The organism is Mycobacterium venezuelense (assembly GCF_054919535.1).
On the sequence record NZ_JBONDW010000005.1, the window covers coordinates 88,116 to 109,968 of the forward strand.

The window sequence follows — 21,853 nt, forward strand, 5'->3', positions numbered from 1 at the left end:
GGCTTACGGCCGATAGACCTCATTCAGCGCTGCGGTGATGGCGTCGACCACCACACCGATGTGCGGTTCGCGCACGATCGAATGGTGGTCGCATTCGACGACGTGAAAATCCGTGTCGCCGACCAGAATTCTCTCCCAGAGGCGGGGGTCGTCGCGGTTGAGGTGGCTGCGGATGAGTAAGCTGCGACCTGCCCACGGCGCAGGCCGGTGCCGGTAGCCGGTGATCATCCCGACTTCTTCGGTGGCCAGCGTTCTGCGCCGATGGCCGCCGAAGAACAGACCCGCAAGTGGTACCTGCTTCTGACGCTCCCACCAGGTCCCGAACGTGTTCGCATCGTCGGTTTGCAGTGTCACGGTCGCGCCGGGCAGGTCTTTACGTGCGTCGCGCGCTACGCGTGGTGAGAGCCATGGGTCCAGCATCGCCACCAATTCGACCTTCTCGCCCTCACTTTCGAGCCGGCGCGCGGCCTCCAACGCGATATGGGCACCCAACGAGTGTCCGACGAGGGTGTATGGCCCGTGCGGCTGAATACGGCGGAGGTCGGCCAGATGCCGTTGCACGGCACGGCGAATCGACCAATCGGGGAGTGCACCCCTGTTGAGTCCGCTGGGTTCGAACGCGTACACGGCGGTTTCTGTGCCGACACGTTCGGCGAGCGGCACGAAGCACAGCGACAAGGCCCCTGCCCCGGTGAAGCAGAAGAGTACCGGACCGACGGTGTGGTCGGAGATGGGCCGCAGCGGCACCGTGGTCGGATTCAGCGGTCGGCGCCCCTGTGGTATCCCTGCGATGTGATCGTCCGACAGTTGCTCAGCAAACGCGGCCACTGTCGGCGCCATCGCCAGGTCTGCCGGTTTCAGCCAAATACCTTGTGATTCCCTGAGAATCGCGAGCATTCGGATGACCGAGAGCGAGTCGCCACCGAGTGCGTAAAAGCTGTCGGTTCGACTCACCGCCTCCACCCCGAGCACGTCAGCCCACAGTCGTGCGACCGCCGCCTCGCGTTCTCCTCGTGGGGGATCGAAGGGCGGGCGAACCGGTTTCGGCAATGCCGATCGGTCGACCTTGCCCCGGTCACCGCGCGGCAGCGCGGGCAGGATGACGATATTCGCCGGAACCATCCAGGGTGGCAGGTCGCGGTGCAGTCGTGTCCGCAGGTCCGCGACCGCAGGTGTCCGCGTCGTCGCGCTCGGTGCGACATAGGCCGTGAGCGTCGGCATTTCGGTGGATTCGGTCACGACGACCACTTCGCGGATGTCGTCATACGACGACAGTGTCGCCTCGATCTCGCTCGGTTCGACAAGGTACCCGCGAATCTTGACCGTGCTGCCGGCACGTCCGGACAGGACCAGGTTGTCCTGCGCGTCCCACCGTCCGACGTCACCGCCGACGTATGTCGTGGTGCCGTCGGCGTTGTAGAAGAACGTGGCAGCGGTGGCAACCGCGTCGAGATAGCCCGGCCCGAGATACCTGGAGGTGATGGAGACAGCCCCGTTGTCGTCGATGTGGATCTTCTTGTGCGGAGCGGGGATTCCCACCGGGACGACACCATGTGGGATTGGCGCGTTCGGCGCGATGTCATAGCTGGCGATGGCAAGCGTCTCGGTCGAGCCCGCCCAGTTGGTGAAGACAGCGTTCGGTGTCAGCTCGCGGGCCAGCTTGATGTGCCGCACGTGGGTGGGTTCGCCGGTCGTGACGATCCGGTGGATGTTCGGCAACGTGGCACCGCGAGCCGCGGTGTGCAAGGCATCGACGAACGACGGCGTGCAGGTGATCACCTCGGCACCCGAGTCGCGGATGCGGGCGAACGCCTCGGCTGCACTGTGCTCGCGTGGGTCGACGCCGACGATCTCGGCGCCGCCCACGAGGCATCCGATCAGCACGTTGAGGCCGCCGGCGAAGCTGATCGGCATACACAGCGCCACTTTTCGACCGTCGGCAAGACCGAATCGGTCGTTCAACAGTTGCGCGTCCGCCAGCCAGATGCCGTTGGTGTGCAGCACGGCTTTCGGCGTACCGGTGGAACCGGACGTGAACTGGATACTGGTGATGTCATCGAGTCCGGGACCATCATCGGATCCGGCGACGGCCGCAGGCACGGAGTCGCCGGTGCCGTCGGTTGGTTCGTCGCCGGTGGAGACGTTGTAACCGTGCTCGGCGAGAATCGCTGCGATCTTCTCCACACGATTGTCGGGAGTGGCCGGATCGACGGCGACAACGGCGATTTTCGACGCGAACAGTCCCAGAATCCTCGACACGGTCGGCGCGGCGAGATCGGCAGTGACAAGCGCCGCCTGCGGCGGTGTTCCGGCGGGTGCGGCCGCCGTCTGAGCGTTGCACGCCGCCAGCAACTCGCCGTACGTGATGGTGTCGGTCGCGGTGCGGAGGGCCACTTGATCGCGGCGGCTGCGAGCGGTGGCCTCGAAGTGGGCTGGCACCGACCGATGTTCGATGGGTCGCTCGGGCGGTATGCGCAGCGGTACGGACGAGCCGGCCGTCGAGCTGCCGCGGGATGCTCGTGATCGACCGGCCGACAGGCGACGAGCAACGCCGGCGCAGACAGCCATCAAGAAAGCGATGGTCGTGGCGATCGCGGCAAGTGCTTTGATCCACGGCGCGCCGCCCGATGCTTGGGAGGTGGCGACACCGGTGTGTCTCAACCGGCTCATAACGTTCGACGTCCTATCGCTCATCGTGACGTGAACCCGCTCCGGCGTAACGGTCGGGTCCACCCGGGTGGGACGGAGGACCGCCCGAATGCTGAATGTGAGGTAGGTTAGCCTAGCCAATGTAGGCGTGCGCGCTGTGGGGCGGTTCACGAAAATTGCCGCCCCCGGCGCCGTTGATCGACCCTGCTTCCGTGGAAACCGTTGGTTCTCAATTGAATTCGGTTCGCCCCGGTGTGCGGCCCGAGTGCCGCGCCGAAGCGCGCGGGTCTGTCGACGACCCGCGGGGCGGTGGAGGTGCTCCACAAATCCGGCGGCGGGGGCGCTATTGTCTACTCCCGCAGGTGGTCGACTCATTGGCATCAGGGTGACGAAAACCCCTGGACGGGTTCGGTCAGTTGTTTGCTAGAAGGTGAGGCGCGGTGTCGACCAGCGGTTGATTCCGCTCTGAACAGGGCATCTGACAGATGTCAGGCGGTACCCGGAATGTATTGCTGGAGTGCTGATTTGCCGATAACTTAGCCTCTTTGACTCCCTGGGATAGCACTCGCGAAGCCTTGTGGGCTGTGCTACGTTCCCCAAATTGAATTTGCTATGGTCCGCTGCGTTCCCAGGCTGACAGCTCTGGGCCAGCGATAGGGAAGCGCAGCGTCGCGCCATGCCGAGGACATGAGCACGTGTGAAAGAGGTTTGGAACCTGTGGTTGATGAGCAGCCTGTGACTCCGATCGCGGTCGTGGGCATGGCTTGCCGGCTGCCCGGTGGCATCGAGTCGCCGACAGAGCTGTGGGATGCCCTGCTGCGTGGTGCCGATCTGGTGACCGAGGTTCCGCTCGACCGGTGGGATGCCGACGAACACTACGACCCGGAGCCAGGAGTCCCCGGACGTTCGGTGTCGAAATGGGGCGCATTCCTCGATGACATCGCCGGGTTCGACGCCGAGTTCTTCGGTATCAGTGAACGCGAGGCCACAGCGATCGACCCGCAGCACCGCCTCCTGCTGGAAACCGCGTGGGAAGCCGTCGAGCATGCGGGGATGGACCCGGTCACGCTGGCCGGCACGCGCACCGGCGTGTTCGTTGGCATGACGCACAGCGACTACCAGCTGCTGGCCGCGGATACACCCGCGATCGTCGGGCCGTACGGCTTCACCGGAAGCAACTACAGCATGGCGTCGGGCCGGATCGCCTACCACCTCGGCGTGCACGGACCGGCGTTCACCGTGGACTCGGCGTGCTCGTCGAGCCTGCTTGCGGTGCACATGGCGTGCCGCAGCCTGCACGACGGCGAATCCGACCTCGCACTGGCCGGTGGCGTCTCCCTGACGATCGAGCCGCGCAAGGTCGCGTCGGGATCCGCGCAGGGCATGCTGTCGCCGACGGGACGCTGCCACGCGTTCGATGTCGACGCCGATGGGTTCGTATCCGGGGAAGCCGCGGTGATGCTCCTGTTCAAGCGGTTGCCCGACGCCCTGGCCGATGGCGACCCCATTCTCGCCGTGGTGCGGGGCACCGCGAGCAACCAGGACGGCCACACGGTCAACATCGCCACGCCGTCACGGGCGGCCCAGGTGATGGTCTACCGCGACGCGCTGGCCGCGGCGGGTGTCGATCCTGCCAGCATCGGGTTCGTCGAGGCACATGGCACCGGTACGCCGGTCGGCGACCCGATCGAGTACGCCAGCCTGGCCGAGGTCTACGGAACCGCGGGCCGGTGTGCGCTCGGCTCGTCGAAGACCAACTTCGGGCACTGCCAGTCGGCATCGGGGGCGCTCGGCCTGATGAAGGCGGTGCTTGCACTTCAGCACGGCGAGGTGCCGCCCAACCTGCATTTCAACCGCATGCCCGACACGATGGCCGAGATCGCAACGGGCCTGTTCGTACCGCAAGCGGTGAGCTTCTGGCCCACCGAGGGGGACCATCCACGCCGCGCGGCGGTCTCGGCGTACGGATTGTCGGGCACAAACGTGCACGCGGTCCTCGAGCAGGCGCCGGTACGGGACGTGCCGCGGTTGATCGATGGCGACCGGGATGGCGATGGCGCGCAAGGGCTTACCGCCCCATGGATTTTCCCGCTGTCGTCGACGTCGGCAGATGGGTTGCGCCAGACCGCGACTCGCTTGGCCGACTGGGTCAGCGCCAACGCGGACGGTCTCGAACTCCGCGACCTGGCCTACACCCTGGCCCGTCGCCGCGCGCACCGCACGGTGCGGACAGCGGTGTTGGCGAGCACTGCACAAGAACTCGTCAGCCGGCTGCATGAGATCGCGGCAAGCGATATGCCGTTTGCGCCTGCAGTGAACGGGCTGGGCCGCGGTCCGGTCTGGGTGTTCTCCGGTCAGGGCTCGCAGTGGCCGCAGATGGGTTCGGCGCTGCTGGCCACTGAGCCCGCTTTCGCCGCGGCGATCGCCGAGCTCGAGCCTCTGATCGCCAGAGAATCGGGCTTCTCCGTCACCGAGGCGATGTCGGCCTCCGAGAAGGTGACCGGTATCGACCGCGTTCAGCCGACGGTTTTCGCGGTGCAGATCGCGCTCGCCCGGACACTCACGTCTTACGGGGTCCAGCCCGGTGCGGTCATCGGCCACTCCATGGGTGAGGCCGCGGCGGCTGTGGTGGCCGGCGCTCTGACGCTCGAGGACGGCGTCAAGGTGATCTGCCGGCGATCGAAATTGATGCAGACCATATCCGGCTCGGGCGCGATGGCCACCGTGGAGCTACCGGCTCAGCAGGTGTTGTCGGAGCTGGCTGCCCGCGGCGCCACTGATGTCGTCCTCGCGGTCATCGCCTCGCCACAGTCGGCGGTGGTCGGCGGCGAGAAGTCGGCCATCCGCGCGCTGGTCCGGGAATGGGAAGACCGTGGTGTGATGGCGCGTGAGGTCGCGGTTGACGTCGCCTCGCACACGCCCCAGGTCGATCCGATCCTCGACCCGCTCGAAGAGGTACTCGAGGATTTGTCGCCCGCCGAGCCGACGATCCCGTATTACTCCGCGACGCTTTATGATCCGCGCGAGCCCGCGGACTACGACGCCTACTACTGGGTGGACAACCTGCGCCACGCGGTGCGGTTCTCGGCTGCCGTGCAGGCCGCCTTGGAGGACGGCTTCCGGGTGTTCTCCGAACTCTCGCCGCACCCGCTGCTTCTGCACGCGGTCGGTCAGAACGCCGCCACGCGCGACGTCCCGGTCGCCGCGTTGGCCACGTTGCGGCGGGAGCAGGAGTTGCCGCATGGTCTGCGCGACGTTCTTGCCGACCTGTACAGCGCAGGAACCGGTCCCGACTTCACCGCGCTCTATCCCGATGGTGCGCTCGTCGACGCGCCGTTGCCGGCGTGGACACGGCCGCAGCTGATCCTCACCCGCGCTACAAGCGAAATTGCAACGGGCAGTTCGACTCTCGCGATTCATCCATTGCTGGGGGCGCATGTTCGGCTGCCGGAGGAACCCGAGCAGCACGTGTGGCAGTCCGAGGTCGGGACGGCGGCCCAACCGTGGCTCGGTGACCATCAGGTGCACCACGTGGCGGCCCTGCCCGCAGCGGCGTACTGCGAGATGGCGATGGCTGCCGCACGTACCGTGCTCGGTGACGACGCCGAGGTGCACGACATCACATTCGACGAGATGTTGTTACTGGACGAGGTGACGACGCTTTCTGCGGTCGGATCGGTGAACGCCGCCGGCACCATGACGTTCGAGGTTGACACCTTCGCGGACGGTGCGCGGGTCCGCCGGGCGGCCGCGACCCTGCGCGGGTCGACGGATCAGCCGGAACCCACGGACTACGACATCGAAGTACTGCGAGCCGACCACCCCGTGCGGCTCGACGGAGCTGCCCTGCGCAGCTGGTTCGACGATCGGGGTATCCAGTACGGCCCTGCGTTCAGTGGGTTGAGCGCCGCGCACAGCGGGGAGTTCGGCGCCACGGTGCTCGCCGAGGTGGCGCTGCCAGGCCCGATTCGTTCGCAGCAGAGCGCATACGGGATCCACCCGGCGCTGCTTGACGCCTGCTTCCAGGCGGTGGGAGCCCACCCCGAGTTGCAGGCCGACCCGTCCGGCACCATCATGCTGCCGCTCGGGGTGCGCAGACTGCGCGCCTACGGCGCGGCCCGCGACGCGCGCTACTGCTATGTCACAACGACTGCCGTCACCCTCGCCGAGGTGGAAGTCGACATCGATGTCCTCGACGGGAACGGCACGGTACTGCTGCGGATCACCGGCCTGCGGCTCGGCACCGGCGTCGCGACGAGCACTCAGCGAGATCGCGTGTTCAACGATCGGCTGCTCGCCATCGACTGGCACCGGAAGGATTCGCCCGAGCCCGACGCTCTCGACATCGGCGGCCGTTGGCTTCTGATCAGCACATCCCGTGAGACTGACGAGATCGCCGCAACGCTGGCAGACGCTCTGCACAAGCACCGCGCCGACGTGTCGACCACGGCGTGGGGTGCCGGCGACGACCATGCCGACCAAGCCGGGAAACTGCGTAACCGGTTGACCGCACACGCTTTTTCGGGCGTCGTGGTATTGACTTCCGACGACGGTGCAGACCCGTCGGCGCGCACCGCCGACCTCGGAGCGGCTTCGGTCTCCCACGTCGTACGGATCGCGCGTGAACTCGCCGAAATCCCTGGCGAGCCAGCCCGGTTGTACGTGCTCACGCGTAACGCCCAGACCGTCGTCGAAGAGGACGTAGTCCGACTCGAACATGCCGGGTTGCGTGGTCTCATGCGCGTGCTTGGTGTCGAGCAACCGGGCCTGCGCGCGACTCAGATCGACATCGACCGCGCCACCGACATCACTTCGGTTGCGGGGCAGTTGTTGTCGGGTTCCGACGAGGACGAGACCGCGTGGCGGGACGGCGCATGGTACGTGGCCAGGCTCAGCCAGGCCCCGCTGCAGCCAGACGATCGCCAAACCAGGACGGTCGCCCACGACCGCGACGGCCTGCAGGTACGGATACGCAAACCCGGTGATCTTGAGTCGATCGACCTGGTCGCGTTCGACCGAGTTCCGCCCGGACCGGGCCAGATCGAGGTGTCGGTGGCGGCATCCAACCTCAACTTCGCCGACGTGCTCGTGGCCTACGGGCGATACCCGAGCTTCGAAGGCAGGCTGCCGCAGCTCGGAGCGGACTTCGCCGGTGTGGTGACCGCCGTCGGGCTCGGAGTCACCGATCACCAGGTGGGCGACCGAGTGGCCGGCCTGGCAGCCGACGGCGCCTGGAGGACCTTCGTGACGTGCGACGCGAATCTCGCCGTCACGTTGCCGTCAGCAGTGCCGACGCGCACCGCGGCCGCCGTGCCGAGCGCGCACGCGACTGCGTGGTACAGCCTGCACGAGCTGGCCCGGATCTCGGCGCGCGACAAGGTGCTGATCCACTCCGCGACCGGTGGAGTCGGCCAGGCCGCCATCGCGATCGCGCGGGCCGCAGGTGCCGAGATCTTCGCGACCGCGGGCAGCCCCGCCCGCCGAGAACTGTTACGCGATATGGGCATCGAACACATCTACGATTCGCGGACCACGGAGTTCGCGGACCAGATCCGGCGGGACACCGACGGCTACGGCGTCGATATCGTGCTCAATTCGCTGCCCGGCGCAGCGGCGCGGGCGGGGTTGGAACTGCTGTCGTTCGGCGGTCGATTCGTCGAGATCGGCAAGCGCGACATCTACGGCGACTCGAAGTTGGGCCTGTTCCCGTTCCGTCGCAATCTGTCGTTCTACGCGGTCGATCTGGCGCTCTTGACGTTGACCGATCCGGACAGTGTTCGGCGCCTGCTGGAGACCGTCTTCCAGCAGATGGCCGAAGGCGTTCTGCCGCTGCCCGAGACCACGCATTACCCCATGAAAGATGCGGCCACCGCCATCCGGGTGATGGGCGCAGCGGAGCACACCGGCAAGCTGGTTCTCGATGTACCCGAGTCCGGGTACACGAACGCGACCGTTCCCCCGGAAGCAGCGGTGCCGTTCCGCGGCGACGGGGCCTACATCATCACCGGCGGTCTGGGTGGGCTCGGGCTGTTTCTCGCCGAGCGGCTGGCCGACTCCGGATGTGGTCGGATCGTCCTCAACGGACGGTCCGCGCCGACCCCGGCGGCCCAGCTTGCGATCGAAGCGATCCGCAAGGGCGGCACGGAGATCGAGATCGCCCTGGGTGACATCAGCTCGGCCGCCGCGGCCGAGCACACCGTGGCGGTTGCGACCGCGACCGGAATGCCGGTGCGCGGCGTCCTGCACGCGGCAGCGGTGGTCGAAGATGCGACCCTGCCCTCGATCACCGAAGAGCTGATCCGCCGGGACTGGGCGCCGAAGGCAATCGGGGCCTGGAACCTGCATGACGCCACGGCCGATCAGCCGCTGGATTGGTTCTGTGTGTTCTCCTCGGCGGCCGCACTGGTCGGTTCGCCCGGACAGGGCGCGTACGCGGCGGCCAACAGCTGGCTGGATGCCTTCACGCGCTGGCGCCGTGCACAGGGGCTGCCGGCCAACTCGATCGCGTGGGGTGCGTGGGCCGAAATCGGCAGGGGCACAGCAGTCGCGGCGGATACCGCGATGGCGATTGCGCCCGATGACGGCGCGTACGCGTTCGAGACCCTGCTGCGGCACGGTCGCGACTACGCCGGTTACGCACCCGTGGCTGGTGCGCCGTGGCTCGTCGAGTTCGCTCAGCGGAACAAGTTCGCGGAGGCGTTCCGGGATCTCGGCGGCGCCAAGCCCACCGGCAGCGGATTCCTCAAGGAGCTCAAAGAGCTCCCGCGCGACGAATGGGAAGCTCGGCTTCGCAGGCTGATCTCCGAGCAGATCAGCATCATCATGCGGCGCACGGTCGATCCTGACCGCCCGCTCGCGGAATACGGTCTGGATTCGCTCGGCGTTCTGGAAGTGCGGACAAAAATCGAGGCCGAAACCGGAATCCGGGTCAGCACAACGGATATCACGACAGTGCGCGCGCTCGCCGAGCATCTCGGGATGGCCTTGGCGGATGACGCCGTCGTCGTGACTGCGCAGTGATCACCGGAACTGCAAGCGGTGACGCCGCACGCCGCGGCACGGACGGAGGGGAGGGTGCATGGTCGCGTTGAGGGCCATTGACGACTGGACCGGCGAACCCGGGCACGTGGTGTCCTGGCATCCGTCGCCTGCGACGCAAGCCAAGGTTCGCGACGCACCGGTCAGTCCGGTGCCGGTGAGCTACCAGCAGGAGCAACACATCCGGACGTTCCGTCGGCACCGCTCGGCCGGCGCCGACATGGCCCGGCTCAACACCCCGGCATGGGATATGCCGGGCCGGTGTGACCTGCGCGCAATGACCCACGTGCTGAACGCGTACATACGCCGGCACGACACGTACCACAGCTGGTTCGAGTTCACCGCCGACGACGAGATCGTGCGGCGGACGATCAAAAACCCGCGCGACCTGAAATTCGTGCCCACCGAGCGCGGCGAGATGACGGCGGCGCAATGGCGCACCCACGTCCTCGCCACGCCGGACCCCCTGCAATGGGACTGCTTCAGCTTCGGCATCATCCAGCGCAAAGATCACTTCACGTTCTACATCAGCGTCGACCACGTCCACACCGACGCGATGTTCATGTGCCTGGTGCTCGTCGAGATCCACATGATGTACGCCGCGCTCGTCGGCGGCGATACGCCCATTCCGTTGGAGGAGGCGGGCAGCTACGACGACTACTGCCGACGCCAGCGGCAGTACACGTCGGATCTCACCCTGGAATCACCGGAGGTTCGGGAGTGGATCGCCTTCGCCGAACGCAATGACGGCACTCTGCCGTACTTTCCGCTGCCGCTCGGTGACCTGTCGGTGCCATGGGGCGGCGACATGATCACCGTCCAGTTGCTCGACGCGCAGCAGTGCCACCGATTCGACGAGGTGTGCACGAACGAGGGTGTGCGGTTCAGCGGGGGAGTGCTCGCGTGCGGGGCGCTCACCGAGCATGAATTGACAGGGACCTCAACCTATTACGCGATCACGCCGACGACCACCCGGCGCAGCCGCGCGGAGTTCATGACGACCGGCTGGTTCACCGGGCTCGTCCCGGTCACCGTCCCGGTAGATGCCGCGTCGTTCGGCGACACGGCCCGCGCCGCACAGGAGTCGTTCGATTCGGGGACCGAGCTCGCGCACGTGCCGTTCGATCGGGTCATCGAGTTGGCAGCGGGCCGAATGGGATTGCGAAGCCCCGGCCCCGGCGTGCAGATGCTCTCCTATCTCGACGCGGCACTGCCGCCGCTGTCCCCGGCGATCATCGCCGAGTGGGAACGGATGAACGGAAAAATCTATTGCGACAACAGATCTGCTGATCAAGTCGGAATCTGGGTGAATCGGTCGGCGCAGGAGGCCGTGGTCACCGTCGCGTTTCCGGACAATCCGGTCGCCCGCGAATCGGTTCAGCGCTATGTCGCTGTCATGAAGCAGGTGTACAAGCGCGTGGCCGAGGGCGGATCGCCAGCACAGTCGCTGATCGGCCGCCACGGTGCGGGTCGTCATCATGCTGCGTCGCACGGGTTGTCCCGGGTTCTCGGCGGCTGACGGTGGCGATCGCGACATCACCCACGGTCACCGCGGGGGAGACGAACGAACATGCCGCGCACGCCGACGACCGGTTGACCTACCTCGACCAGGCGATGTTCCTCGGCCTGCGGGCCACCGGCCAGGCCGCGGTCATGCAGTGTGTCTGGATATACGAGCATCCGGTCGATCTCGACGGGTTGCGGCGCTTTCACCGTAACTTCGGGTCGGGCCTTGCCGGCAGGCGGATCGAACCATCGGCGCTGCCGTTCGGCCGCCATCGCTGGGTGTCTTCGCTTGGGCCGCAGGCCGATATCGATATCGCCGATGGCGCCCGCCCGCGAGACGAGCTCGGCGATTGGCTCGACGAGCGGGCCGCCCTTCCCGTCGACCCCGAGTGGGGACCGGGCTGGCACCTCGGGGTGTTGCCCATGACGGACGGTTCGACGGCGATCAGTCTGGTCGGTTCGCACTGCCTCGGTGACGGTGGAGGCGCACTGCTGACCGTACTCGAAGCGGTCACCGGCAACGTCCGCGATCTCGGTTACCGGCAGCCGCGCTCCCGGACCCGCGGGCAAGCTCTCGCCGAGGACACCCGCCAGCTCCTGCACGATCTTCCGGAGGTCGGCCGAACCCTCGTCGCCGCAGGCAAATTGGCGCTGCGGCGGCGCAAGGAGCGCGGCGCCGCAGCGCCGGCCCGCAAACCGCCGGTCGCGCAGTGGGAAGACAACCGGCACGTGCGCGTGCCCGCGCTCACGGCCTTCGTCGAACTCGACGACTGGGATGCGCGGGCGACAAGTCTTGGCGGAAACACGTATTCGCTTCTCGCCGGTTTCGCCGCCAAGCTGGCCGAGGCGATGAACCGGCGCGCCGCCGACGGCAGGGTTCCGCTCATCATTCCGATCAACGATCGCACCGACCTCACCGACACGCGGGCCAACGCCGTCAAACTGGCCAACGTCTCAGCCGATCCGGACGGCGTGACACGCGATCTGTCGGCACTGCGGGCCGAGATCAGGCAGAGCCTGCGGCAGCTGGGCGATGCGCCCGACGAGGCCATGGAACTGCTGCCGTTGGTCCCGTTCATGCCAAGACGTGCGGTCAAACACGCCGCGGAACTCGCCTTCGGATTCGCCGAGCAGCCGGTGTCCTGCTCCAATCTGGGAGACCTGCCAGCCGAGATCGGCCGTGCCGACGGCACGGACGCCGAATACGTGCTGCTGCGCGGCGTCGACCAGCACATCACGCGCCGAGTGCTCGAACAACGCAGCGGGCTGCTGACCGTGGTGGGTGCGCGGATCGGCGGGCGCATCTCGATCACCGTCGTCGGTTACGAGCTCGGAGCGGCCAACACCCGAGCCCGCCTTCGCGGTCTGGTCGAGCACACGCTTTCGGAGTTCGACCTTTCCGGTGTGATCATCTGACATGGACGACAACCGGCTCGAATACCTCGACCAAGCCACCTATCTGTCGCTGCGCGCGACCGGCCGCGCGCAGCTCGCGCAATCAGTGTGGGTGTACGAACGTCCGCTGGATTACGCGGGGCTCAAGACCTTTCACCAGAATTTCGGATACGGACTGGCGGGCAGGCGTATCGAACACTCGGCGTTGCCGTTCGGCAGGCACCGGTGGGTCTCATCGGTCGGGCCCGCCACCGAGATCCACATCGCCGAGGAACCCAGACCGCGTACGGCAATGAGCGACTGGATCGACGAACGCGCCGAGCTTCCGGTCGATCCCCAGCGCGGGCCGGGCTGGCACCTCGGCGTGCTGCCGATGACCGATGGATCGACCGCCGTCAGCCTCGTGGGCTCGCACTGTCTGTTCGACGGACTCGGATTCCTGCAGACGATCGCCGAAGCGGTCAACGGTACCGTACGCGACTTCGGTTACCCACCACCGCGATCGCGCACCCGTCGTCGCGCGATCATCGACGACGCCATCCAGACCGGGCGCGACCTGCCTGCGCTCGTCGGCGCGCTGGGCGCGGGTGTGAGACTCGCGCGCACGGCACGTCAGCCGTCGTCCGCCGCCGTGCCGCCCGGCGCGACGGGAGCCGACGACCACCGCGGAATCGTCGTGCCGACCATCACGGTATTCGTCGACATCGCGGCATGGGACCATGCGGCCGAAGAGCGTGGCGGCAACAGTCACTCTCTGCTCGCCGGGTTGTCGACGCGACTGGGAACCCGGCTCGATCGGTGCCGGGCCGGCGACGGAACCGTCGCACTGCTGATCGCGATCAGCGACCGGGGGCCCGATGACACCCGCGCCAATGCTCTGCGGTTCGCCCGGGTGAACGTCGAAGCGGCCACCGCCAGTACCGATCTCGCGACACCGCGGGCAGCGATCCGGTCGGCACTCGCCGAATTGCGCGAGACACCGGACGAGACCTTCGCACTGCTGCCGCTGACACCGTTCATCCCCAAGCGTGCGGTGAAGCGGATGGGCGCCATGGTGTTCGGCGACCTGCCGGTATCGTGTTCCAACCTCGGCGACGTCGACGCGGCGGTGGGCAGGGTCGACGGCACCGACGCGGACTATGTGATGTGGCGGCCCGTCGACCAGAACGTCAAGCGTGCCCAGATCGAGGACGCCGGAGGACAACTCGTCCTCGCGGCGGGCCGGATCACCGGAAAGATCAGCATCTCGGTCGTGGCATACCAGCCGGGTGCGCCCAACACGAAGGCGTGGTTGCGGACACTCGCCGGTGAGGTGCTCGACGAGTTCGGGCTCACCGCCGAGATTGTCTGACCGGGCTGCGGCCTTGGCGTACCGCCGCCTCGAGTAGATCGGCCGCGGTGGCCACCGCAACCTCAGGTGCGGTCATCAGCTCGGCAACCTCCCGGGCGCGGGTGAGGTAGCGGGGCTCGAGCACGGTTTTCAGGCCGGCCCGCAGCGATTTAGCGCTCACCTCCGAAAAACGTTGTGCGGTACCCACTTCCAGCCGCTTTACCTGGGCGGCCCACAGCGGCTGCTCGGCACCGACCCACAGCACAAAGGTCGGCATTCCCGAGCGCAACCCGGCCGCGGTGGTGCCTGCACCGCCGTGATGGACGAGCGCCCGGCACCGCGGGAAGACCGCCGAGTGGTTGACCGTGCGCACGACTTTCACATGATCGGGCACGTCGACACCCTCGACATCCCATACGCCGGAACAAATCAGCGCACGCTGGCCCAGCGCCGAGCAGGCGTCGGCGATCATCGCGAGTGCGGCGGACGGCGATTGCACGGGCATGCTGCCGAACCCGAAGTAAACCGGTGGCGGCCCCGCTGCGATCCATGCCGAGACGTCGTGATCGGCCTCGGTGTCGAGTTGCAGTGTCAGCCCACCGATGACCGGACGCACGCCGCGCCATGCCTCGGCCAGTCCCGGAAAGAACTGCGGGTCGTATGCCTGTATCTCCAGGGCTCCCGCGTCGAGGATGCGCCCGATCGCCCGTCCACTCGACTTCGGCAATCCCAGTTCGCGGCGCTGCGCATCTTCGGCGTCTTTGATCAGCCGCCAGTGCAGCCACTCGGCGGCAGGCCACACAGACTGGACCAGGCGGCTGGGAAGGGGCACCGGCAGTATCTGAGTGTTGGCCCGGAAAGGGAAGTAGTGCAACGCCGCAAGCGGAAGGCCGAGGTACTCGGCGACGTTGGCGGCCACTTCTTCGTAGGTCGTGGCGGTGAGAATGAGATCGGCGCCGTCGGCAACCTCGACCAGGGTGCGGCTCATGTCCTGCCAGCCCTCGGTCGTGTAGTCCTTGAGCTGGCGTAGCGCGGTGAGCGGATTCTGCAGCTTCCACGACTTCCGGAAGATCTCGGCCTCGAGCTGCTGCTGTGAGTCCACGCCGTAGGAGGCGACCGGTCCGAGACCCGTCGCCTCGACGAACGACACCAGGTTCGGCGGAACCGCCATCCGCACATCGTGTCCGCGGCGCACGCATTCGAGCGCGAGTGCCGCGCAAGGTTCGATGTCGCCACGGGTCCCGTGCGCGGCAATGGCTAACCTCATCCGTCGCTCCGCGGCATGACCCGATTAGACCATGGGTGGATCGCGCGAGCCGGTCTCAGGTCACCCGCGGCCAAGGCGGGAACCGGTCGGTTCGCGGGGCGCGAGGGCACGTGGGGAGAACCCACTGGCGATGCCCCTCCCATGTAGCTTTGGGGGATGATTCGGCACGCCTTCTCCAGCGGCGTGCTCGCTCATGGCGGACTTCCCGCACTCGGCAGACTGATCGTCCGCCACCCGGTTTTGGTGATCATAGCCTGGGTCGCGACGGCCTTGGCGCTGTTCCTCGCGGTGCCTCCGTTGGCGGTTGTCGCACAGCGCAATCCGCCGCCGTTCCTGCCGTCGGAGTCGCGTGTTCTGATCGCCGGCGAAAAGATGAAGGCGGCATTCAGCGAGGCAGGCTCGGACAACGTCGCTGTGGTCGTTCTGAGCAACGAAAACGGGCTGACCCCAGCCGACGAAGGCGTCTACCGGGCAGTCGTCGAGAAACTGCGGGCCGACACGACCAACGTCGAATCCACGCAGGACTTCGTCACCATCCCCGAGTTGCGTCAGGTGATGACGAGCGAAGACGGCAAGGCGTGGAATCTGCCGATCAACCTGAAGGGGACCATGGGTACCCCGTCGGGACAGGCCGCGTATCGCGCGGTGATCGCCGAAGTCAAAGAGGTGACGGCGGGCACATCGCTGACCGCCAACATTGTTGGCGCGGCGGCGACGTTGGACGACGTCAACGCGATCGGGGCGCGCGATCAGATCGTCATCGAACTCTCGACCGTGATCACGGTCCTGCTGATCTTGATTGTGGTGTACCGCAACCTCGTTGCGATGCTGATGCCCATCCTGACGATCGGCGTATCACTCGTCGTCGCCCAGCAAGTCGTGGCCGCGCTCGGCGAGTTCGGCCTCGGGCTCGGACCCCAGACGATGGTGCTGATGACCGGCATGATCATGGGGGCAGGCATCGACTATGCGGTGTTCTTGTTCAGCCGCTACCAGGAATTGGTCAAAACGGGCCTGAAATCCGACGATGCCCTCGTCGAGGCCTTGCGCACGATCGGCGAGGTGATCGCAGGCTCGGCGGGCACGGTGGCGCTGACCTTCCTCGCGTTGTCGTTCGCGACCCTCGGTGTGTTCTCGACGGTCGGCCCGGCTCTCGCGGTCACGATCGCGGTGGGTTTCCTGGCCTCGATCACGTTACTGCCTGCCCAGATCGTGCTTGCCGGGCGGCGCGGCTGGATCAAACCACGCAAGGGTGAGGGGACACGCCGGTTCTGGCGGCGTTCCGGCGTTCAGATCGTGCGCAGGCCCGCGATCCATCTGGCGGGAAGCCTCACCGTGCTGGTCGCGCTCGCGGGTTGTGCGGCGTTCGTCAAGTTCAACTACGACGATCGCAAGACCCTGCCCGCCGATTCCGAGAGCAACCTCGGCTACGAGGCGATGAACCGGCATTTCCCGATCAGCACCACGCTGCAGCAGTTCATCCTGATCCAGTCGCCCGATCAGGACCTGCGGACGCCGAAAGCGCTCGCCGACATGGAACAGCTCGCGACGCGGATCAGCCAGGTGCCCGGTATCGACATCGTCCGGGGTATCACCCGCCCGGCGGGTGAAACTCTCGAGCAGGCACGGGCCACTCATCAGGCCGGCGAGGTCGGCGGAAAACTCCAGGAAGCCTCGACCACGATCAGCCAGAACGAGTCGAACCTGAGCAGGCTCAGCGGCGGCGCCGATCAGCTAGCCGACGTCCTCAACGAGATCCGCAACGGGATGGTCGGTGCTTTGGGCAGCGTCCGCGGGCTCGCGAGCGCGCTCGGCGACATGGAGTCCGAGCAGGGCGGCACCACGACGCTCGATGAGATCGACAAGACGGCCACTCTGGTGGGCAACATGCAGACGCTCGGGGACTCCCTCGGTGTGAACATCTCCCGGATCACCGATCTGTCCACGTGGGCCGGTCCGGTCGCCAACGGCCTCAACACGAGCCTGACGTGCAACACCGACCCGGAATGCGTCGCGGCCCGGGCAGACCTGCAACGCATCGCCAACGCACGGGACGATCCGGCGATACAGAGCATCGCCGAGCTCGGCAGGCAGCTGGAAGCCACCCAGGGCACCGACACCCTGTCGGACTCTCTGCGCACCCTCAACACAAATCTGACGACCGCCACAGCGGCTGCGCGCGAGCTCGGCATCGATTCGCCCAGCGGGTTGCAGAGAACTCTCGACAGTGCCCTGCAGGGCGCCAACACCCTGGCCGATTCGAGTCGCCAACTCGCCGAAGGCGTACAGCTGCTCGTCGATCAGACCCGCCAGATGGGCGGCGGCCTCGACCAGGCCTCGGCGTTCCTGCTCGCGATGAAGCGCGACGCCGCCGACCCGCCCATGTCGGGCTTCTACATACCGCCCCAGGTGCTGACGCAGGATGAGTTCAAGAAGGCCGCGCAGCTGTTCGTGTCCGCCGACGGTCACACCGCGCGCTACCTGGTGCAGACCGCGCTGGATCCCTTCGGTACCGAAGCGATGGACCAAGTGGCCGACATCATCAAGGCCGGGGAGAGCGCGCGGCCCAACACCACCCTGGCCAACGCCGACATCTCGATGGTCGGCTTCTCCGCGGTGAACCGCGATATCCGCGACTACTACAACGGCGACATCCGGTTCATCGTGATCGCCACTCTCATCGTGGTTTTCCTGATCCTCGTGCTCCTCTTGCGGGCCCTGGTCGCACCCATTTACCTCGTGGCGTCGGTGATCCTGTCCTATGCGTCAGCGGTCGGGATCGGTGTGGTGCTGTTCCAGTTCATCCTGGGCCAGCATCTGCATTGGAGTGTGCCGGGCATGGCGTTCCTGGTGCTCGTTGCGGTCGGCGCGGACTACAATCTGTTGCTGATCTCGCGAATACGCGACGAATCGCGTTACGGTGTGCGGTCCGGGGTCGTGACGACCGTGGGTGCCACCGGCGGCGTCATCACGTCTGCCGGTCTGATCTTCGCGGCGTCCATGCTCGCCCTCACCGTCAGCAGCATCACGACGATCGTCCAGATGGGCTTCATCATCGGTGTCGGGTTGCTGCTTGACACGTTCCTCGTGCGGACGATCACGGTGCCTGCCGCCTGCGTGCTGATCGGCAAGGCGAACTGGTGGCCCGCGAAAACCACGCCCGCACAACGGAAAGCCACCGTGGTTCGGCGCCAGAAGGCCCGCACCGGCGCGCCGGTGCACACGCCGGTGATTTCTGACGACGACGATGACGACGCCGACAGTGCACTGCAAACCTGCGAATTCGCCGCGGCAGCACACGCGGCGAGTGTCGTCGCCGACGCATGGAGCGACGAATCGCGCAACCGGTAGCGTCACCGGATTGCGCGGCGGACTATCCCGAACCGCCTGATTCCGCGGCCGCGCGGTAGCCGCGGACCGCCAGTGGGCCGAATATCGCGATCAGAACGGCCAACCACGCGAAACACACGACCAGTGACCAGCCGACGGGTTCGCCCTCGGCAAGTGCGCGCATCGAGTCGACGACGGGTGTCAACGGCTGGATCTGGATGATGGGTTGCAGCCATGCGGGAAACAGCTCGACGGGTGCCACCCCGCCGGTGCAGAACGCCATGCCCGTCGCCGCGGTGCCCAACAATGTGAGCAGTGCCGCGCTGCGGGTCGAGACCGCAACGGTGACAACGATTGTCGCGAACACGACCGCGACCAGAACCGGTATCAGCAGGAACGCAATCAGGGCAGGCACGCCGCCGTCGAATCGCAGACCCAGCACCATGCCGATTCCCAAGATGATGACACCGGCGCCCAGAGTCCTTGCCGCCTCGGCGATCAACGTGCCGGCCAGAAAGCTGCCGCGGTTCACCGGCGAGACCCAGAATCGGCTCAACAGCCCACTGTCGCGTTCGGTGGGAATCTGGAACCCCGCGCCGATGGTCGCCATCATCGCGCCGGCAACGGTGCACATGGGAACCAGTGCGGTGAGATTGTCGGCTCCGGTGAGACGCACCATCGACTTGCTCACCAACAGGTAATAGGTCACCAGCAAAAGCGCGGGCAGTAACAGCGACTGCATCGGCACCAGCGGATGGCGACGCCAATGGGTCAGCAGGCGGCCCGCAAGAATCAGGCTCGCCGTCCACGAAGACGTCCGCGGCGAGGAATCGATGCTCATCCGCGCCGCCGCTGCAGCCGCACCGCGATACCGCCGAACACCGCGAGCAGACCCAGACACCACGCCAGCGTGATCGCCAGATCCGCACCCGTCACGTGTCCGCTGGCCAAACCACGCAGTGTCGAGGTGATCTGGGAGACCGGTTGGTTCTGCACGAACGGTTGCACCCAGTCCGGGAACGATTCGGCAGGCGCCAGACCCGTCGACACCAAGACGAGCAGCAGTTGCGGGAAGAGGAGTAATTGTCCGGCTCCCACCCGGTGCGCCCACGTGCCGGTCGCGTCCGCACCCAACGACAGGCCGAGGGCCAGTATGAGTGGCACGAGCAGGAATACGGCGGTCCACAGCACTCCGCCGGTCAACCGGAAGCCGAGAACATACGCCGTTATCACCGTCGCGACGAGGGCAAGGCTGCCGCGGATCAGCGCGTACACCATCCTGGCGGCCAGCGGAGCGAGAGCCGAAATGGGTTGCGTGCGCAAGCGCATCGTGAATCCGGAGGACTGCTCCCAGGCCGCTCGGTCCGCGGCGGTCACGGTACCCAGCAGCATCGCCTGAACGATGGTGGCGGGCAGTACGTATTCGGTATAGCTCATGTCGCCGGTGTCGATGACGTTCTGCAGGGCGAAGTTCAAACCGAGCAGGGTCAACACCGGTGCAAGGACGCCGAGCAGTAAATCGAAGTCGCGCAACGCAACCTGCAACACCCGCTCGGTGAGGGCGGGAACGGCGGTCATGGTGTGAGTGCCGGGGGAGTCAGGTGCAGGAAAACCTCGTCGAGCGACGGTTTGCGCAGCGAGATGTCGATCAGCTCGACGCCGAGCTGGTCGATACGCCGAAACACCTCGCTGAGCGTGCCGACACCGTCGGCCGCGCGCACCGAGACCGTGTTGGACTCCTCGTCGGCATCGATCTCGTCGATGTCGGCCAGCGCGGCCGCAACGCGCGCGACGTCCGCGGTGCGCACCAGGGTGACCTGGCAGTAGCTGGTTCCGATCTGGCCCTTGAGATCATCGGCGGTGCCGCTCGCGACCACTCGGCCGGAGTCGAGGATCACGATCGAATCGCTCAGGATGTCGGCCTCTTCCAGATACTGCGTGGTGAGCAGCACGGTGACGCCCTGCGCCGCGAGCGACGACACGAGTGCCCAGACCTGCCTGCGGCTTCGGGGATCCAAACCCGTTGTCGGTTCGTCCAGGAACAGCACCTTGGGCGGCACCACGAGGGCTACCGCGATGTCGATCCGACGCCGCATGCCGCCCGAATAGGTTTGAACCGAGCGGTCGGCGGCGTGCTCGAGATCGAACTGGGCGATCAACTCGTCCGCGCGCGCACGGGCCTGCTTGCGGCGCAAACCATGGAGCCGGCCGAACAGGGTCAGATTCTCGCGACCGGTGAGTAGCTGATCCAGACACGCTTCCTGTCCGGTCACGCCGATGTTCTCGCGGACCTGACCGGCCTGGGTCACGACGTCGTAGCCGGCGACGAGCGCTCTGCCTGCCGTCGGTTGGATCAAGGTCGACAGGATCTTGACGGTTGTGGTCTTGCCTGCCCCGTTGTGACCGAGCAGCGCGAGGACCGATCCGGTCGGGACCGAAAAGCTCACGTCGTTGAGGGCGGCTACTCCGTGGTAGGCCTTGGTGAGGCCGCTCAGCTCGATCACGCGGCCGCACCATATCGAAATCGCGAAAACCGTTGGGCTGGATCGATGTTGCGGTTGACGCCCGTGGTCATCATCACCGGATCGCCTCCCATTCCCTACTCACCGACTTTCTGAACAGGAACACCGAGACGGAATTGCTGAACCATTTCCACAGCAGTCGCGGCCAACCGATGGAGTGCGCGCGGCGACCGGAGTGATAGACCGTCAACTGCCGGGCGAAGTGGGTACGGCCGATGCGCGAGAGCCGGCGAAACAGGTCCATGTCTTCGGCCGCCACGAGTTTCTCGTCGAAGCCGCCCACCGATCTGAACGCGTCGGCAGCGATCATCTGGAACTCGCCGCCGGCCGCGCCGACCCGAAACACGTTGTTCTGCAGCAGGAATTGCAGGCCCAACATGGTGAACACGTACTTGTCGGCAGCGGTGCTCACTTCCGGCAGGACCCGATATTTGCCCGTCAACGCCACCAAGCCGTCGATCGACCGGAAGGCGTCGTCGGCCAGCCGGAAGAACTCGTTGACGTCGGGCACGATGACGTCGGCGTCGAGGAACACGATGAAGTCACCGCGGGCCACCGCGGCACCCGCGTTCCTGGCTTCGGCGATCGTCTGCCGATGCGGCTTGTCATGGATGACCACGGTGTCGGTGTACTCGCGGCAGATGTCGACGGTCCGATCGGTACTGCGTCCGTCGGACACGATGATCTCGTGCTCGCCTACGTATTCCGACAGGCATGCCAGGGTCTTCCCGATCGTCTCCTCTTCGTTGAGCGTCGGTATGACGAACGAGATCATGACGCCCCGGCCGATCGCACCGGGCGGCCCTGGCTGGATTG

Annotated in this window: 11 protein-coding genes; 5 read left to right on the forward strand and 6 right to left on the reverse strand. The window is 66.5% G+C overall.

The window, feature by feature from the left end; translation table 11 throughout:
- Positions 1-3 precede the first annotated feature (3 nt).
- Positions 4-2,670, reverse strand: a complete 2,667-nt coding sequence (locus ACRCUN_RS09765) for an alpha/beta hydrolase (protein WP_462141431.1) — start codon at positions 2,668-2,670, stop codon at positions 4-6.
- Positions 2,671-3,336: 666 nt separating this feature from the next.
- Between ACRCUN_RS09765 and pks2 the strand changes: the two genes are divergently transcribed.
- The 4 genes from pks2 to ACRCUN_RS09785 are packed head-to-tail and all read left to right on the forward strand — an operon-like array spanning position 3,337 to position 13,939.
- A complete protein-coding gene (pks2, locus tag ACRCUN_RS09770) occupies positions 3,337-9,669 on the forward strand; it encodes a sulfolipid-1 biosynthesis phthioceranic/hydroxyphthioceranic acid synthase (RefSeq protein ID WP_462141432.1) in 6,333 nt (2,110 codons plus the stop codon).
- A 58-nt stretch (positions 9,670-9,727) separates the two neighbouring features.
- On the forward strand, positions 9,728-11,206 hold the full coding sequence (locus ACRCUN_RS09775; protein ID WP_462141433.1) for a condensation domain-containing protein: 1,479 nt from the start codon (positions 9,728-9,730) through the stop codon (positions 11,204-11,206).
- Positions 11,207-11,208: 2 nt separating this feature from the next.
- Positions 11,209-12,609 carry a hypothetical protein gene (locus ACRCUN_RS09780; protein WP_462141434.1) on the forward strand — a complete coding sequence of 467 codons (1,401 nt, stop codon included), beginning with the start codon at positions 11,209-11,211 and terminating at the stop codon, positions 12,607-12,609.
- A 1-nt stretch (position 12,610) separates the two neighbouring features.
- Positions 12,611-13,939: a hypothetical protein gene (locus ACRCUN_RS09785; protein WP_462141435.1), complete on the forward strand. Its 1,329-nt coding sequence runs from the start codon at positions 12,611-12,613 to the stop codon at positions 13,937-13,939.
- Here ACRCUN_RS09785 and ACRCUN_RS09790 read toward each other — a convergent pair.
- On the reverse strand, positions 13,920-15,185 hold the full coding sequence (locus ACRCUN_RS09790; RefSeq protein ID WP_462141436.1) for a glycosyltransferase: 1,266 nt from the start codon (positions 15,183-15,185) through the stop codon (positions 13,920-13,922). The two genes, ACRCUN_RS09785 and ACRCUN_RS09790, sit on opposite strands and share 20 nt — an antisense overlap.
- Before the next feature lie 156 nt (positions 15,186-15,341).
- On the opposite strand from ACRCUN_RS09790, the gene ACRCUN_RS09795 reads away from it, so the two are divergent.
- On the forward strand, positions 15,342-18,536 hold the full coding sequence (locus tag ACRCUN_RS09795; protein WP_462141437.1) for an MMPL/RND family transporter: 3,195 nt from the start codon (positions 15,342-15,344) through the stop codon (positions 18,534-18,536).
- A gap of 22 nt (positions 18,537-18,558) precedes the next feature.
- On the opposite strand, the gene ACRCUN_RS09800 is transcribed toward ACRCUN_RS09795, so the two are convergent.
- The 4 genes from ACRCUN_RS09800 to ACRCUN_RS09815 all read right to left on the reverse strand — a co-directional run bounded on the left by ACRCUN_RS09800 (position 18,559) and on the right by ACRCUN_RS09815 (position 21,812).
- Complete coding sequence (locus tag ACRCUN_RS09800) at positions 18,559-19,356, reverse strand: ABC transporter permease (protein WP_462141438.1); 798 nt, start codon at positions 19,354-19,356, stop codon at positions 18,559-18,561.
- Entirely contained in the window at positions 19,353-20,093 is a 741-nt protein-coding gene (locus ACRCUN_RS09805) for an ABC transporter permease (protein ID WP_462141439.1), read from the reverse strand. Before ACRCUN_RS09805 ends, ACRCUN_RS09800 begins: the two co-directional genes overlap by 4 nt.
- Positions 20,090-21,019, reverse strand: a complete 930-nt coding sequence (locus ACRCUN_RS09810) for an efflux ABC transporter ATPase subunit, DrrA-related (RefSeq protein WP_462141440.1) — start codon at positions 21,017-21,019, stop codon at positions 20,090-20,092. Before ACRCUN_RS09810 ends, ACRCUN_RS09805 begins: the two co-directional genes overlap by 4 nt.
- 73 nt (positions 21,020-21,092) lie before the next feature.
- Positions 21,093-21,812, reverse strand: a complete 720-nt coding sequence (locus ACRCUN_RS09815) for a glycosyltransferase (RefSeq protein ID WP_462141441.1) — start codon at positions 21,810-21,812, stop codon at positions 21,093-21,095.
- Positions 21,813-21,853 lie beyond the last annotated feature (41 nt).

Bases quoted from the DNA above. Each gene is read 5' to 3' on its own strand.
- pks2 (WP_462141432.1), top strand. From the start codon at position 3,337: ATGAGCACGTGTGAAAGAGGTTTGGAACCTGTGGTTGATGAGCAGCCT.
- ACRCUN_RS09800 (WP_462141438.1), bottom strand. From the start codon at position 19,356: ATGAGCATCGATTCCTCGCCGCGGACGTCTTCGTGGACGGCGAGCCTG.
- ACRCUN_RS09795 (WP_462141437.1), top strand. From the start codon at position 15,342: ATGATTCGGCACGCCTTCTCCAGCGGCGTGCTCGCTCATGGCGGACTT.
- ACRCUN_RS09785 (WP_462141435.1), top strand. From the start codon at position 12,611: ATGGACGACAACCGGCTCGAATACCTCGACCAAGCCACCTATCTGTCG.
- ACRCUN_RS09790 (WP_462141436.1), bottom strand. From the start codon at position 15,185: ATGAGGTTAGCCATTGCCGCGCACGGGACCCGTGGCGACATCGAACCT.
- ACRCUN_RS09815 (WP_462141441.1), bottom strand. From the start codon at position 21,812: ATGATCTCGTTCGTCATACCGACGCTCAACGAAGAGGAGACGATCGGG.
- ACRCUN_RS09765 (WP_462141431.1), bottom strand. From the start codon at position 2,670: ATGAGCCGGTTGAGACACACCGGTGTCGCCACCTCCCAAGCATCGGGC.
- ACRCUN_RS09805 (WP_462141439.1), bottom strand. From the start codon at position 20,093: ATGACCGCCGTTCCCGCCCTCACCGAGCGGGTGTTGCAGGTTGCGTTG.
- ACRCUN_RS09775 (WP_462141433.1), top strand. From the start codon at position 9,728: ATGGTCGCGTTGAGGGCCATTGACGACTGGACCGGCGAACCCGGGCAC.